A 14,899-nucleotide genomic window follows, 5' to 3' on the forward strand; every position below is an offset into this window, starting at 1 on the left:
CAAACCTCGCAGTATCATTGGCCCGCACGCGGGCAGACATTCGACGTTCCTTAAAACAAACCCGACAGGAAATGAAGGGTTTGTCGCGCGAAAAGCTGCGCGGGGCGACGGCCGTCGCGACCGGTCCCGGCGAGGAACAAAAGATCGGCTGGAACGGAACCTTTCCGGCCGTCATTTCGTTGAAGCGGCATCCCATGAAACAGGAGCAGACCATGGCAGAATTGAAAACCGCTTCCGCCGAATCCACCGCTGCGCGCGTCAAGGCTGATATCGCAGCAGACGATCTGTCGGCGCAGGTCACGGCGCTGCGCGAAGACCTCTCCAGGCTGACGGAAAGCGTGCGGGCGCTGGGGCAGGGAGCAAAGTCGGTCGTTACCGACGAGGCTTCGCTGATGACGGAGCGGCTGCGCGACAAGGTGCGCGAAGAACCGCTCATGGCGCTCGCGATGACGGCGGGCATAGCCTATCTTTTCGGCCTGCTGAGCCGCCGCTGAACTCGGACATTGGACAAGGAAAAAGCCGGACGCGATCAGCGCCCGGCTTTCGGTGTTGTCTGCAATAAAGGGTTAGCGGCGAATGACTCGCCCGACCGCGATCAGGATGCAGGCACCGACGAAACCGGTGATCAGATAACCCAGCCAACCGGCCAGCGGCTGGATGTGCAACAGACCCAGGATCCAGTTGGCGACGATAGCGCCGACGATGCCGAGCAATATGTTCATGAGCAGGCCCATATTGCTGCTCATGACCTTTTCGGCCAGCCATCCGGCGATACCGCCAATGATGATGGCCGCGATCCAACCCACGCCTGCATTTTCCATAATAGTTTCCCTCCTGATGAAATGCCTCGTCACTATGCACGAAACGAAAAAAAGTTCCACTCCTGGAAGAACTTAAGCCTTCACGGCTGCAACAGGGTGACCGGAGTTTCCAGTGCATGAACGGCGACCTGGAACAGGAGGCCGGCAATGGCGAGCACGGCGAAGCCGACAGGCATGATCAGACTTTTGCTAAACATCTTCCTCTCCCTTTTGAGTAAAGCATAAGCTGAAGATGACGCCGCGCAAGGATATTATTAATGATTAGTTAAGCGCCATATTTGATTAAAATTTAATACATCAAAATGGTACAAGGTGTTATTCTATGGGACATGGCAAGAAATACTCGAGCAGATGATGCAGCTGACGCGATATGTGGCTTTCTGCGATTTTCGTCACTTCGGAAAGCAACGATCTGGTATAACCGCCATCGGTCTACACCAGCCATTCCGCAATTGTTGCGCTCCGGACCTCCGGCGATTGATTTTGCCGCGGAGTGCATCATTTTCTTCTGATCACGATTCATCCGGGGAAGACACTCGATGCCAAAAGCTGCCATCGCCATTACCTGCATCTGCCTGCTCACGCTTTCCGGCTGCGGCAATACCGCATACGGGCTGAAGAAGGATGGGCAGGAAACCAGCCACGCACTGGACAATGCAACGCATCGGGTGCTTTCGGCCGGCGCCAAAAAGTAAAGCCGGGCGGCCGGAATAACCGCGCAAAAAAGCCCGCCTGGGGTGAGGCGGGCTTGGTAACAGAGAGAAATAACGGACAAGCCGTCTGGAAACTAATAGCGCAGGGCTATGTCATTCGACGTCACCGCGACCGACACCGTTCCGGCAAGGATCGGCACAATCGAGGTCAGAAGTTGCCCCAGTTCTGAGCGCGGGCACGGGCGCGAATAATCCGGTATTCGCGACCGCCATAGAGCGAACCGATTGTCAGCAGAAGCGTAAGAACGTCCCAGGCGATATGCATCGTACCCTCCTTAGGTTGGACGGCTCTGCCGTCGATCGGTGAAGCTACAATAGCAATCTTTCGAATCCGCTTATATGACAAGAAATCGGGATGAGCGAAGAAGTGGGCAGGGCACGTCCAAGGGAAAGGCGGCATGGCCGCCTTGGAGCAGCAACGTGAACAGATCGCGGGGCGGCGGCCCATGACAATTTTCACTGTCCGCCATATCACCTCCTATCGCTATCTCAGAGAGGTCTATTTCGGCCAGCATCGCCTGATGTTCCGGCCACGCGACAGCTTCGACCAGCGGCTCATGGAGGCGTCGTTGACGATCTATCCGGAGCAAAGCCGCGTGCGCTGGATCCACGACGTCTTCGGCAACTGCGTCGCACTCATCGATATTCCGACCCCATCCTCCGAACTTCGTTTCGAAACCTGGATCACGCTCGATCATACGCCTCAGGTCGCGCTCGATCTCCGGGTCGAAGATGCGGCCCTGAGCTATCCCTTCCCCTACGATCAGGACGAAATCGCCGATCTCGCGCCATCGATGCAGCGTCATTATCCCGATCCGAATGATGAGGTCGGGCGCTGGGCAAGCCGGTTCGTGCGACAGGGGCGCCCGACGGAAACCGGGCATCTGCTGATGACGCTCTGCTACGCCATCCGGGAAAGCTTCGTTTATGCGCGGCGCCTGGAACATGGAACGCAGCCGCCGGTCCAGACCTTGCAGCTTCGCTCCGGCACCTGCCGGGATTTCGCGCTTCTGATGATGGAAGCGGCACGGGCGCTCGGCCTCGCGGCGCGATTCGTCACCGGCTATGTCTATGTTCCCGACCGGGACGGCTCCACCGTGCTAGGCGGCGGCTCCACCCATGCATGGTGCCAGATCTATCTTCCCGGCGCCGGCTGGGCGGAGTTCGACCCGACCAACGGGATCGTCGGCAACCGCGACCTCATCCGCGTCGCCGTTGCCCGCGACCCCCGCCAGGCGGTCCCGTTGAGCGGCAGCTACGACGGTGGGCAAGGGGATTTCGACGGCATGACCGTGCAGGTCAACGTCACGACCGGATAGCCGCGCCGAAACGCCCGCAGCCTGCGGAACCGCGCAGCGCCGATCAACGTTCGATAGGCAGCCGCACATGCGCAATCGCGACGAGGAAGCCGCCATGAAGATACGCGCCGGGTTTCATCTGGGATACGAATGCGTACAGCCGACACCCATGCTGCTCGTCCTCAACATTCATCCCTCGCGGCGTGCCGATCTTCTGAGCGAACAGGTCCTGACATTCGACCGGCCGATCGAAGTCTGGGAGTATATTGACGTGTTCGGCAATGCCTGCAGCCGCATCGTGGCGCCACCCGGACTGACGACGATTTCCACCGAGTTCGAGATCTACGACAGCGGCCAAGCCGACATCGTCCCTGAGAATGCCGTGCAGCACGCGATCAAGGACCTGCCTGACGAGGTGCTCGTCTTCCTGCTCGGCAGCCGCTATTGCGACACAGACAGGCTTTCGGATTTCGCCTGGGCGACCTTCTCGTCGACGCCGCTCGGATGGGCGCGCGTCCAGGCGATCTGCGATTTCGTTCACAGCCATATTACCTTCGATTACCAGAAGGCCGATGTGCTCAGGACCGCGCATGGCGGCTTCACCGACAAGAGCGGCGTCTGCCGCGATTTCGCCCATCTCGCCATCGCGCTTTGCCGGTGCTTGAACATCCCGGCCAGATACTGCACGGGCTATCTCGGCGATATCGGCGTTCCGATCGACCCCAATCCGATGGATTTTAGCGCCTGGTTCGAGGTCTTTCTCGGCGGTCACTGGCACACGGTCGATGCCCGCCACAATACGCCGCGCATCGGCCGGATATTGATGGCGACGGGCCGCGACGCCACCGACGTCGCGATGTCGACGGCCTTCGGCCCGGCAACGCTTTCCCGTTTCGAGGTGATCACCGCGGAAGTGCCTCAGGAAGACGCCGACGAGGAGTGACCCGCAGGATCTGTCTCGGAATGCATCGGCGAGGCGAGGGAGGTCCTACGCCTTCTTCAGGAATTCCGTTTTCAGCACGAGACCTTTGACCTGCTTGGTGTTGCACTCGATCTCGCCGGGATTGTCCGTCAGACGAATGCCCTTGACGAGCGTTCCGCGCTTCAGCGTCTCGGAGGTTCCCTTGACCTTGAGGTCTTTGATCAGCGTCACGGAATCACCGTCGTGAAGCTGGCTTCCGTTGCTGTCCTTTACAATGATGTCGTCTGCCATGATGTCCTCGCTTGATGATGCGGGACGGGAAATCATGGCAGCACGGGATAGTCAACCGCTGTCGGCGGGTCGACCTGGTGCCCGGAGCTAGATTTACGCCATAGCGCCCTAGCAGGCCTGTCGCGCACAAGCCGGCGGGATTCAGCCTGCCTCACGCTTGCCGGTCAGGCGGTTTCGCCCCTTCCAATATGAGCAATCAGGGCAGGCTTCGCCGGACGGATAATCGATCCCCTCCTCGTGAGGACAACCGAAAATCCCCTCCATCGCCGCCACCGATTTCACATCATTTTCGCGCAGGAAGGCGGCGATCTCGGCAATGATAGTATCGTCCGTCCTGAGATCGCCGGTTTCGGCAAACCATCGGCGCAGATCAGCCGCGTCCGAATCCGTCGCCGGGATGATGGACACGGCCGCCTTCGTGGCGCGGCGGTTGTCGGGACCATAGTAGGCGATCGGACCAAGGTCCGACACGCCCCGGACTTCATGCCCATAGCAACTCTCAGCCGCGACGATAGATTTTTTCGGCACGCATGAAGGTATTCGGAGTTTTTGCTGTGACTAAGATCATCGTCGCGGGGATGATATTGACGCCCGTCATCTTCTGGGGGGCTATTGGCGTCCTGATATATTCACTGTTGTCGTAGAGCTCTTTCGCGCATCACGAATGAGGATGAGCGAACCGGCAGCGCCCCGAAACCGCGGCATCGCGCGCCATGGCGTCGGTCTTGAACGATCATAAAATTTGCTTGGAAATTGGCGGAAGAGGTGGGATTCGAACCCACGGTACGGTTTCCCGCACGCCGGTTTTCAAGACCGGTTCCTTAAACCACTCGGACACTCTTCCAGGCAATTGAGAAGCCCAAGGAAATTCCGTTTCGGTATTCCGTTGGATCGGTGTCTTCCACCGATTTGCCGCCCATCACACAGGCGGGCTTTGTAGCAGCTTTGACCGCAGCGTCAACTTGTTCCGCGCCGTTCGCTTCATACCGGCATGGTAGGAATAAATCGGTTGCTTCGAAAGCGCTTAGCGCTCACGAGAGCCTCAAGGAGCGACTTCAACGGCCGCTTCTCGACCGTCGTCAGACGAGGACGGTGAAGTTGTCGAAGGCGAGCTGCGGAAAGCCCGTGGGCTCGACATCAGGCGCGATATCGAAACGGACGAAATCGACTGCTCCAAGCGCTTCCAGTGAAATATGCTGGCCATCGGCGATGGTGTCGCCATAAACCTTCACGGTCATCTCGCTCACCTTGTTGCCATCGATGTAGCCCTCGAAGGTCACGAGGGCATCGACCCCTTCATAGCCGGGGTCGAAATTGGTCGCGACGTCGACGCCTTCTATCGTGAAGAGCTTGCCGTCGACACGATCGAAAAAGGGATTGTAGGGATTGCTGACGACGTATTCGTTGCCGGCGGCTTCCGCGACCGCCCAAAGGTTGCCGTCGACTTTGTCGCCGAACTTGAAGCCTGCATAGCCGGAGGCGATATCGGATTGCCCGGGATATTCCGTCGGCGCGTTCTCGAAATCGATCGAATAGAGTCCTTGCGGCGGCGTGTTGACGGCAATGTGAAAATTGGCGACGTCGGTGCCGCCTTTTCCATCGGAGACCTTGAAAGAGAATTTCTCGGAGAAGGCCCCGCCGGGCTCGAGGCTCGCCGGATCGTTGACCTCGTAACTATAGCTGCCGTTGCTCCAGATCGTCAGCGTCCCGTGCTCGCCCTCGACGGTAAGATATCCGGGCTCGCCTACCTTGCTGGGAATTCTCATCCCGTTGACGAACTGAACCTGAAGCAGGTCGCCATCCGGATCCGATGCGTTGTCGAGAAGGCTTCCTTCGATGGCTTCCGTAGGTGAATAGTCGTGGATCGACACGCTAGGCACTGTTGGCTTGTGATTTGCCATGGCTCGTCCCCCTAAAGGTGAGCGTGGAAAGGACGCCGGGCTACCACCCGAACGCCCGCAAATAAACTTTCTACTCCACTTTGAGTCAAGAAATAAACTACACGTTCAAAGGGAGGCGCTACCGGTGTTGGCGGTCGGCAGCGAATACCTGATGGCGACCACCTGAGCCTCATACTACCAGAGGATGAAACGAATAACTTCGGCTGATGCCGCCCATCGGAGCCTATTTCAGCATAAGGACCCACCCGCTCGTTTACCGTCTGTCACATATCGGCACGGTAAATTCCGGCTCATGGGCGCCGCTGGAGGGCAGGGCAGGGATCGCCGCGTTAGCAATTTATAAACCATAATCCCTAGAATTGTCGCTATCGCTGCGAAATCGTTCGCAAATTTGCCACGAAGCTCGCAAGATTAAGGTCTCGTTAGGCGGGTGGGAATAAGGCGCTATTGACCCATTATCGGGCAGGGTTCCTTAACCATATAAGCGGCGTGGGACACATGAAACTGGAATACGGGGCGGCGTCATTCGCAACGACAGCGCGGTGGCTGGCGATATCGGCGATGTGTGCGACGGTTGCGGCATGCGGCACGACGCAGGCGGTGCCTAAAAAGAAAGCCCATGGCAAAGAGTATTTTTCCGAATCCGAATATGGCGTGAAGGCAAGTCCGCGCGTCGCCACCGGCAACAACATCCCGAAGGGCGGCGGCCGTTACATGGTCGGCAATCCCTACGAAGTGAAGGGCAAGTGGTATTATCCGAAGGAAGACTTCTCCTATAACAAGGTCGGCGTCGCCTCGTGGTATGGCTCGGCCTTTCATGGGCGCCTGACGGCGAACGGCGAAGTCTACGACCAGATGCATCTCTCCGCGGCCCATCCGACCTTCCCGCTGCCGAGCTATGCGCGCGTTACCAATCTCGAATCCGGTTCCTCCGTCATCGTGCGCGTCAACGACCGCGGCCCCTATCACGAGGGCCGCATCATCGACCTTTCCAACAAGACGGCCGATATGCTCGATCTGCAGCACAGCGGCACCGGCAAGGTGCGCGTGCAATATGTCGGCCGCGCCCGCATGGACGGCCACGACATGCCCTATCTGATGGCATCCTACGTGCCGAAGGGCAGCCGCATTCCCGGCGTCAATCCGGAAGGGCAGATCGCAACCGGCGTCATGGTCGCCTCCAACAGCCGCAAGATCACCCGTGATCAGCTGCAGAGCGCGGAAAGCTACGAGACGCCCGCGAACGTGCCGGTGCCGATGTCGGCCACCTCCTATGCCGGCTCAACGCCGAGTGCGCGCTACAATGCAGCGCCGGCGCTCGCCGCCCCGGCTCATGTTCTGGTCGCGCCGTCCGCGCAATCCGCAAGCAACGGTGCTCCTGCTTTCGAGCAGATGGTCATCCTGCCGGAAATCGGACCCATGCCCTATGAGCGGCCCTATGGCGGGCGTCAGGGCTCGCTTGCGCTCGGCTACCAGAACGAGGAGGTGAAGACGGTGACTGTCGATCTCGCCTTCGACGCGGTGATGGCGCGCAATGACGGGCTGACGCAGGAATCGATCCTGGCCTCTGCCAAGCGTCGGCAGGCAAAATCCGCCGCGCGCTGAGCATGGCAATTGCATCGGATTTCCTCTCGCTCTAACCTTCTGAAATCTGCCGCTCGATCGATGGAAATTGCAATGCTGAAGCCCTTGCTTCGCCTTTTTGCATGCCTGATGCCCCTAGCCACCGGCGCGCTCGCAGCCGACGGCGGCGCCTCCGGATTTGCTACGAAGGCAACGCAAGCCTACATGATCGAGGCCTCCACCGGCACGGTGCTTCTTGCCAAGAACGAGGACCAGGGCTTTTCGCCGGCTTCGCTTTCCAAGCTGATGACACTGGATCTCGCCTTCGAGGCGGTGACCAAGGGCCAGATCACGCTGGATACTGAATATCCCGTTTCGGAATATGCCTGGCGGACGGGCGGAGCGCCGTCGCGGACGGCAACGATGTTTGCCGCGCTCAAATCGCGCGTGCGCGTCGAAGATCTGCTCAGAGGGATCGCCATCCAGGGCGCCAATGACGGTTGCATCGTGCTTGCGGAAGGCATGGCGGGAAGCGAACAGCAGTTCGCCGAATCGATGACGCGCCGCGCCCGCGAACTCGGCATGGAGAAGGCGGTGTTCGGCAACTCCACCGGACTTCCCGATGGCAAGAGCAAGGTGACGGCGCGCGAAATGGTGACGCTCGCCGCCGCCCTTCAGCAAAACTATCCGAGCCTCTATCCTTATTTCGCGCAGCCGGAATTCGAGTGGAACAAGATCCTCCAGCGCAACCGGAACCCGCTGCTCGGGCTGGATCTCGGCGCCGACGGGCTGGCAACCGGCTTTGCCGAGGGCGAGGGCTATTCGATCGTCGCCTCGGTCGAGCGCGACGGCAGGCGGCTATTTCTGGCGCTTGCCGGCATCGCCTCCGACAAGGAGCGGACGGAGGAAACCAAGCGCGTGCTCGAATGGGGGCTGACGGCCTTCGAGAGCCGGCAGGTCTTTGCCGACAAGGAAGTGATCGGCGCAGCCAGCGTCTATGGCGGCACGGCGCGCACCGTCGATCTCATCGCCAAGGCGCCGGTCAGCGTCTATATTCCGATCAGCAACCCGGACCGGTTGTCGGCGCGCATCGTCTATCGCTGGCCGCTGATGGCGCCGGTCAAGCCGGATACCCAGGCCGGCACACTCAGGATTTTCGCGGGCAGCCGGCTGCTCAGGGAAGTGCCGCTCTATACCGTGGAGGCGGTAGGGGAGGGTTCGCTCAGCAGCCGGGCGGTCGATGCCATGCTGGAACTCGGCGAATCGCTGTTCTTCTCCTGGCTCTGGGATAAATCTGCGCCGGGTTGAACGCCTTCTTTCCGATACGATTTATCGGGAAAGGTGAATATGTCGCCGCGGCGAAAGGTTTTCCTCCCCGCTATCTTCGGATAGATAGAAGGAGCGGGGCGCATATGGCGCCTGGAATGCGGGAAGCTATCATTGTCCTCCGGTACGGGATTGTTCGTTACGTTTGAAGGCGGGGAAGGCGCTGGGAAATCCACGCAGATCCGCCGCCTCGCCGAGGCGTTGAAGAGCGAAGGCCATAACGTTCTGGTGACGCGGGAGCCGGGCGGATCGCCGGGTGCGGAAGCCGTGCGCCATGTGCTTCTTTCCGGCGCCGCCGAAGCCTTCGGCACGCGCATGGAGGCGATCCTCTTTGCGGCAGCGCGCAACGACCACGTCGAAGAGGTGATCCGGCCGGCACTTGCCGAAGGCAAGGTCGTGCTCTGCGACAGGTTCATGGATTCCTCCCGCGTCTATCAGGGCGTCACCGGCAATCTCGAACCGGATTTCATCGAGACGCTGCAGCGCGTGGCGATCAACGGCGTCGTGCCGGATTGCACCGTGATCCTCGACATCCCTGCCAGGATCGGTCTGGAGCGGGCGCAGAAGCGCGCCGCGGCCGAGGCTCCCGACCGCTTCGAAAAAGAGCAGCTCGAAACGCACGAGAAACGGCGCGAAGCCTTTCTGGATATCGCCGCCCGCGAACCGGAGCGCTGCCATGTGGTCAACGCCCTACAGGCAGAAGAGGCGATCGCAGCCGAGATCCTGGCGATCGTCAAGCAGCTCAAATCGCCGCCCGCAGGTCATATCAGAACGCCGGAAGCCGCCCATCATGAGTGAGGAAAGGCCCGGACTGCTCGACGGCGCCATCTGGCCGGCGGAAAATACCAGGCTGTTCGGCCATGAGGAGGCGGAGTCCTTCCTTGCCCAGTCCTATCGGTCCGGCAAGGGCCATCACGCCATCCTGATCGAGGGACCTGAGGGCATCGGCAAGGCGACGCTCGCCTTCCGCTTCGCCAATCATGTGCTTTCGCATCCCGATCCCGGCACGGCGCCGGAGACGATCGCCGATCCGGATCCCTCCTCGACCGTCAGCCGGCAGATCGTATCCGGCGCTTCGCACAATCTCCTGCACCTTGCGCGGCCCGTGGATGAGAAGACCGGCAAGGTGAAATCGGCGATCACCGTCGACGAGGTGCGCCGCGCAGGCAAATTCTTTTCGCAGACGTCGGGCACCGGCAACTGGCGGATCGTCATCGTCGACCCGGCCGACGACCTGAACCGCAATGCGGCCAATGCTATCCTGAAAATCCTGGAGGAGCCGCCGAAGCGGGCGCTGTTCCTGGTGCTCTCGCACGCGCCGGGACGGCTGCTGCCGACGATCCGCTCACGCTGCCTGCCGCTGAAACTGGCGCCGCTTGCCGACGACGCGCTCGCCGCCGCCCTTGGCAATCTCGGCATATCGGGCGAGGACGGGGCGGTGCTTGCGGCCGCCAAGGGCAGCGTCGGCGAGGCTCTGAAACTACTGAACTACGGCGGCGGCGAGATCATCGCCGCCTATGACGAAATGCTTTCCGCCGAAGGGCCGGCGGCCCGCAAGGCGATGCACCGGCTGGCCGACGCGCTGTCCGGCAAGGAAAGCGACACGATCTTCGATTTCTTCGTCAGCCATATCGGCGACGACATCATGAACCGGGCGCGTGTGGCGGCGGGTGAGGGGAAGATCACTGCCGCGGAGCGGCTGGCGCGGCTCTATTCCGAGATCACCGAGCGGCTGACCGTTTCCGATGCCTATAACCTCGACCGCAAGCAGACGATCATCGGCATTCTCGCCGACATCAAGCGGCCTGGCCTCTAAAGCGCATCGCATCGAACTTGATTCATGCTCGGCATCAGGCCCTGATCAGCCGGCCAGCAGCTTGCATGCGACGAGTGCAAGCGTGACGGCAAGGACGATGCGAATGGTGCGCTCGTGCAGCTTCGGCGCCAGAAGGCTTCCGATGATGATGCCGGGGATAGAGCCGATGAGCAGGGCAAACAGCATCGACCAGTCGATCTCGCCGATGAACCAGTAACCCATGCCGCCGATCAAGGTCAGCGGTACGGCATGGACGATATCGGAACCGACGATCTCGCGCACATCGAGCCTGGGATAGAGGACCAGCAGGATGGTCACGCCGAGCGCACCGGCGCCGACCGAGGTCAAGGTGACGAGCACGCCGAGAAGGAAGCCGAGGATGACGGTGAAGACGATGATGGTCATCGGCTTCGGCGGCGTGCGATCGCCGATGGCGCGGCGCGCGAACTCGAGTATCTGCCCCCGGAAGACCAGCATGATCGCGGTCATGACGAGAAGCCAGCCGAGCGCAGTCGTGATGGTGTTCGTCACGCCGATGCTCTTGCGATCGACGCCGGCCAGCAGCCAGAGCATCAGCAACGCGGCCGGCACGCTGCCGGCGGCGAGACCTCCGACGATCTTCCAGTTGATGCGTCCGTGCATGCCGTGAACGGCCGTGCCGGCCGTCTTGGTGATCGCCGCATAAAGAAGATCGGTGCCGACGGCGGTGGCGGGGTGGACGCCGAAGAGCAACACCAGCAGGGGCGTCATCAGCGAACCGCCGCCAACGCCGGTGATGCCGACAAGTGCCCCGACAAGCAGGCCCGAAAGCGAATAGAGAGGCTCGAATGTCAATCAAGCGCCTCCGACGGCGCGCGGCTGCGACGCTTCCGGTAGATGAAAACTAGCACTTCGTTCTGTCCCGCCCTCTTTTTCATGACGGGTAAATTGCGGCGCAACATGAGTCAAGTTCACGACGCCGTATCCCGGAAATCATTGGCGGCGGCGAAACTTGATGTTTCGCTCGGCGGTGACATGCGCTAAGAGCGGCTGACCATTTTTATAGAGTTAGCCGGACATTGGCCGCCATGACAGACAAGACACCCTTCTACATCACCACCGCGATTTCCTACCCCAACGGCAAGCCGCATATCGGCCACGCCTACGAGCTGATCGCGACGGATACGATGGCGCGCTACCAGCGCCTGGACGGCAGGGACGTATTCTTCCTGACTGGCACCGACGAACACGGCCAGAAGATGCAGCAGACGGCGCGCGCCGAGGGGATCACCGCGCAGGCGCTCGCCGACCGCAACTCCGGCGAATTCCAGGCGATGGCGAAGCTGCTCAACGCCTCGAACGATGATTTCATCCGCACGACGCAGGAGCGCCATCACGAGACCTCGCGCAATATCTGGAACCTGATGGCCGACAACGGCGACATCTACAAGGACAGCTATGCCGGCTGGTATTCGGTGCGCGACGAGGCCTATTACCAGGAAAACGAGACGGAGCTGCGCGCCGACGGCGTGCGCTACGGGCCGCAGGGCACGCCTGTCGAATGGGTGGAAGAGGCAAGCTATTTCTTCAAGCTCTCCGAATACCAGGACAAGCTGCTGAAGCACTACGAGGAGAACCCCGATTTCATCGGTCCGGCCGAGCGCCGCAACGAGGTGATCTCCTTCGTCAAGTCGGGCCTCAAGGACCTTTCAGTCTCGCGCACGACTTTCGACTGGGGCATCAAGGTGCCGAACGATCCCGCCCACGTCATGTATGTCTGGGTCGATGCGCTGACCAACTACATCACGGCGACCGGCTATATCGAAGACAGGAACGGTCCCCGGGCGAAATACTGGCCCGCCGACGTGCATATCATCGGCAAGGACATCATCCGCTTCCACGCCGTCTACTGGCCGGCGTTCCTGATGTCGGCGAAGCTGCCGCTGCCGAAACGCGTCTTTGCCCACGGCTTCCTGCTCAACAAGGGCGAGAAGATGTCGAAGTCGCTCGGCAATGTCGTCGATCCGGTCAATCTCGTGAACCATTTCGGCCTCGATCAGGTGCGCTACTTCTTCCTGCGCGAAGTCTCCTTCGGCCAGGACGGAAGCTACAGCGAAGAGGCGATCGGCACGCGCATCAATTCCGATCTCGCCAACGGCATCGGCAACCTCGCCAGCCGCTCGCTGTCGATGATCGTCAAGAATTGCGACGGCAAGATCCCTGAATGCGGGCCGCTGACCGACGAGGACAAGGCAATGTTGGCGCAGGCCGACGCGCTGCATGCATCGACCCGCGAAGACATGGGCAAGCAGCTCATTCATCGTGCGCTTGCCTCGATCATTGCTGTCGTTTCGGAAGCCGACCGCTATTTTGCCGGGCAGGCGCCATGGGCGCTCAAAAAGACCGATCCGGCACGCATGGGCACTGTGCTTTACGTTACGGCCGAAGTGGTTCGCCAGATCGCGATCCTGCTGCAGCCCTTCATGCCGGAATCGTCAGGCAAGCTGCTCGATCTGGTGGCCGCACCTGCCGACAAGCGCGATTTTGCCGCCCTCGGTGAGGCAGGCCGCCTCGTTGCAGGAACGGCGCTCGAGGCACCGGCGCCGGTCTTCCCGCGCTATGTCGCTCCGGAGGCTTGAGGCCGTGCTGGTCGATACGCATTGCCATCTTGATTTCGCCGACTTCGAAGCGGAGCGCGACGAGATCGTCGCGCGCGCCCATCAGGCGGGCGTCGCGCAGATGGTGACGATCTCGACGCGGGTGCGCAAGCTCGACGGGCTGCTCGCCATCACCGAGAAATATCCATCCGTCTTCTGCTCGGTCGGCACCCATCCGAACAATGCCGGCGACGAGCTGGATATCCAGACGGAAGATCTGGTGCGGCTGGCCAATGCCCATGAAAAGGTCGTTGCGATCGGCGAGGCCGGTCTCGACTATTTCTACGATACGCAGAAGCCCGAGGACCAGCAAACCGGCTTTCGCCGGCATATCGCCGCCGCCCGGCAAACGCAGCTTCCGCTCGTCATCCACAGCCGCAGCGCTGACGAGGACATGGCTGCGATCCTGACGGAAGAAATGGGGAAGGGGGCCTTCCCCTTCATCCTGCACTGCTTTTCGGCCGGCCCGGAACTGGCGAAGGCCGGCGTCGAGCTCGGCGGCTACATCTCTTTCTCGGGCATCCTGACCTTCCCGAAATCGGAAGAGCTGCGCGAGATTGCCAAGACGATCCCGCATGAGCGGCTCCTCGTCGAGACCGACGCACCCTATCTCGCGCCGAAGCGCTGGCGCGGCAAGCGCAACGAGCCTTCCTACGTCGTCAATACGGCGGAGGTGCTCGCCGACACCATCGGCCTTTCCTATGCCGACGTCGCACGGATCACGACGGATAACGCTTTCCACCTGTTCTCGAAGATGCCGAGGATCTGAGAGCGTGCTCTACCGGCGGCGTTTCACCATTCTCGGCTGTTCGTCGTCACCGGGCGTACCACGCATCACCGGCGACTGGGGCGCCTGCAATCCCGACAATCCGAAGAACCGGCGCACGCGCGCCTCGTTCATGGTGCAGCAATTCGCGCCTGATGGTGGTGTGACGACCGTCGTCATCGACACGGGACCGGATTTTCGCGAACAGATGATCAGGGCAGGGGCGGACCATGTCGATGCCGTGCTCTACAGCCATCCGCATGCCGATCATATCCATGGCATCGACGATCTGCGCGGCTATTTTCACAATACGCGCCGGCGCGTGCCGATCTTTGCCGATCAATTCACGATGGACAGGCTGCGCGAAGCCTTCGGCTATTGCCTGGAAACGCCGCCCGGCAGCAACTATCCGCCGATCGTGCTGCCTGTTGTCATCGAAAACCTGGATGGCCCCGTCGAAATCCGCGGTCCTGGGGGCAGGATAGATTTCTATCCGCATATCCAGCAGCACGGAGACATCCACTCGCTCGGCTTCCGGATCGGCGATGTCGCTTATTGCAGCGATATCAGTGACTTTCCGCCCCAAACCGTCGACAAGCTTCGAGATCTCGACGTGCTGATCATCGACGCGCTGCAATATACCTACCATCCGAGCCATCTGTCGCTGGAACAGTCGCTTGACTGGATCGGCAGGCTGAAGCCGAAGCGCGCGATCCTCACGCACATGCACACGCCGCTCGATTACGACGCGGTGATGGCTGAAACGCCGGACCATGTGGAGCCGGCCTATGACCAGATGAGTTTCGAGACCGAGGTCAGGATCGGGGGCTGAGCCCGCCCCCGAAC

At 60.8% G+C, this 14,899-nt stretch carries 16 protein-coding genes and 1 tRNA gene; 11 read left to right on the forward strand and 6 right to left on the reverse strand.

Annotated features, from left to right (window positions below; genetic code table 11):
- The first annotated feature begins 212 nt into the window (after positions 1 to 212).
- On the forward strand, positions 213 to 494 hold the full coding sequence (locus ATY78_RS25055; RefSeq protein ID WP_088685141.1) for a hypothetical protein: 282 nt from the start codon (positions 213 to 215) through the stop codon (positions 492 to 494).
- Between the two features lie 72 nt (positions 495 to 566).
- On the opposite strand, the gene ATY78_RS25060 is transcribed toward ATY78_RS25055, so the two are convergent.
- A complete protein-coding gene (locus ATY78_RS25060) occupies positions 567 to 821 on the reverse strand; it encodes a GlsB/YeaQ/YmgE family stress response membrane protein (protein WP_088685003.1) in 255 nt (84 codons plus the stop codon).
- Between the two features lie 539 nt (positions 822 to 1,360).
- Here ATY78_RS25060 and ATY78_RS25065 point away from each other — a divergent pair.
- The 3 genes from ATY78_RS25065 to ATY78_RS25075 all read left to right on the forward strand — a co-directional run bounded on the left by ATY78_RS25065 (position 1,361) and on the right by ATY78_RS25075 (position 3,775).
- Entirely contained in the window at positions 1,361 to 1,516 is a 156-nt protein-coding gene (locus ATY78_RS25065) for an entericidin (protein ID WP_088685004.1), read from the forward strand.
- Positions 1,517 to 1,980: 464 nt separating this feature from the next.
- Entirely contained in the window at positions 1,981 to 2,853 is an 873-nt protein-coding gene (locus tag ATY78_RS25070; protein WP_088685142.1) for a transglutaminase family protein, read from the forward strand.
- A gap of 94 nt (positions 2,854 to 2,947) precedes the next feature.
- Entirely contained in the window at positions 2,948 to 3,775 is an 828-nt protein-coding gene (locus ATY78_RS25075; RefSeq protein WP_088685143.1) for a transglutaminase family protein, read from the forward strand.
- A gap of 45 nt (positions 3,776 to 3,820) precedes the next feature.
- Here ATY78_RS25075 and ATY78_RS25080 read toward each other — a convergent pair whose 3' ends face one another.
- From ATY78_RS25080 to ATY78_RS25095, 4 genes are all read right to left on the reverse strand, one after another.
- Positions 3,821 to 4,045, reverse strand: coding sequence for an alkylphosphonate utilization protein (locus ATY78_RS25080; protein ID WP_010035073.1), 225 nt, complete (start codon positions 4,043 to 4,045; stop codon positions 3,821 to 3,823).
- A gap of 141 nt (positions 4,046 to 4,186) precedes the next feature.
- Positions 4,187 to 4,516, reverse strand: a complete 330-nt coding sequence (locus tag ATY78_RS25085; protein ID WP_245313628.1) for a hypothetical protein — start codon at positions 4,514 to 4,516, stop codon at positions 4,187 to 4,189.
- 283 nt (positions 4,517 to 4,799) lie between these two features.
- Positions 4,800 to 4,889 (reverse strand) — tRNA-Ser (locus tag ATY78_RS25090).
- A 235-nt stretch (positions 4,890 to 5,124) separates the two neighbouring features.
- Positions 5,125 to 5,946, reverse strand: coding sequence for an Ig-like domain-containing protein (locus ATY78_RS25095; RefSeq protein WP_088685005.1), 822 nt, complete (start codon positions 5,944 to 5,946; stop codon positions 5,125 to 5,127).
- A gap of 498 nt (positions 5,947 to 6,444) precedes the next feature.
- On the opposite strand from ATY78_RS25095, the gene ATY78_RS25100 reads away from it, so the two are divergent.
- The 4 genes from ATY78_RS25100 (at position 6,445) to ATY78_RS25115 (ending at position 10,651) form a co-directional block, all read left to right on the forward strand.
- The gene (locus ATY78_RS25100; protein ID WP_088685006.1) at positions 6,445 to 7,551 is read left to right on the forward strand and encodes a septal ring lytic transglycosylase RlpA family protein; all 1,107 of its coding nucleotides are present in this window, start codon (positions 6,445 to 6,447) and stop codon (positions 7,549 to 7,551) included.
- Between the two features lie 72 nt (positions 7,552 to 7,623).
- Positions 7,624 to 8,817, forward strand: coding sequence for a D-alanyl-D-alanine carboxypeptidase family protein (locus tag ATY78_RS25105; RefSeq protein ID WP_088685007.1), 1,194 nt, complete (start codon positions 7,624 to 7,626; stop codon positions 8,815 to 8,817).
- Positions 8,818 to 8,949: 132 nt separating this feature from the next.
- Positions 8,950 to 9,633, forward strand: coding sequence for a dTMP kinase (tmk, locus tag ATY78_RS25110; RefSeq protein ID WP_088685008.1), 684 nt, complete (start codon positions 8,950 to 8,952; stop codon positions 9,631 to 9,633).
- Positions 9,626 to 10,651: a DNA polymerase III subunit delta' gene (locus ATY78_RS25115; RefSeq protein ID WP_088685009.1), complete on the forward strand. Its 1,026-nt coding sequence runs from the start codon at positions 9,626 to 9,628 to the stop codon at positions 10,649 to 10,651. The genes tmk and ATY78_RS25115 overlap by 8 nt, the downstream gene beginning before the upstream one ends.
- A 45-nt stretch (positions 10,652 to 10,696) precedes the next feature.
- On the opposite strand, the gene ATY78_RS25120 is transcribed toward ATY78_RS25115, so the two are convergent.
- Positions 10,697 to 11,485: a sulfite exporter TauE/SafE family protein gene (locus ATY78_RS25120; protein WP_088685010.1), complete on the reverse strand. Its 789-nt coding sequence runs from the start codon at positions 11,483 to 11,485 to the stop codon at positions 10,697 to 10,699.
- Between the two features lie 233 nt (positions 11,486 to 11,718).
- Between ATY78_RS25120 and metG the strand changes: the two genes are divergently transcribed.
- From metG to ATY78_RS25135, 3 genes are read left to right on the forward strand one after another with little or no spacing between them, the layout of a single operon-like run.
- A complete protein-coding gene (metG, locus tag ATY78_RS25125) occupies positions 11,719 to 13,269 on the forward strand; it encodes a methionine--tRNA ligase (protein ID WP_088685011.1) in 1,551 nt (516 codons plus the stop codon).
- 4 nt (positions 13,270 to 13,273) lie between these two features.
- Complete coding sequence (locus tag ATY78_RS25130; RefSeq protein WP_088685145.1) at positions 13,274 to 14,056, forward strand: TatD family hydrolase; 783 nt, start codon at positions 13,274 to 13,276, stop codon at positions 14,054 to 14,056.
- A 4-nt stretch (positions 14,057 to 14,060) separates the two neighbouring features.
- Positions 14,061 to 14,885, forward strand: a complete 825-nt coding sequence (locus ATY78_RS25135; protein WP_088685012.1) for an MBL fold metallo-hydrolase — start codon at positions 14,061 to 14,063, stop codon at positions 14,883 to 14,885.
- Positions 14,886 to 14,899: the final 14 nt, after the last annotated feature.

The sequence above is a fragment of the Rhizobium sp. R635 genome, from assembly GCF_002211285.1.
In the GTDB taxonomy this organism is placed as follows: Bacteria; Pseudomonadota; Alphaproteobacteria; order Rhizobiales; family Rhizobiaceae; genus Rhizobium.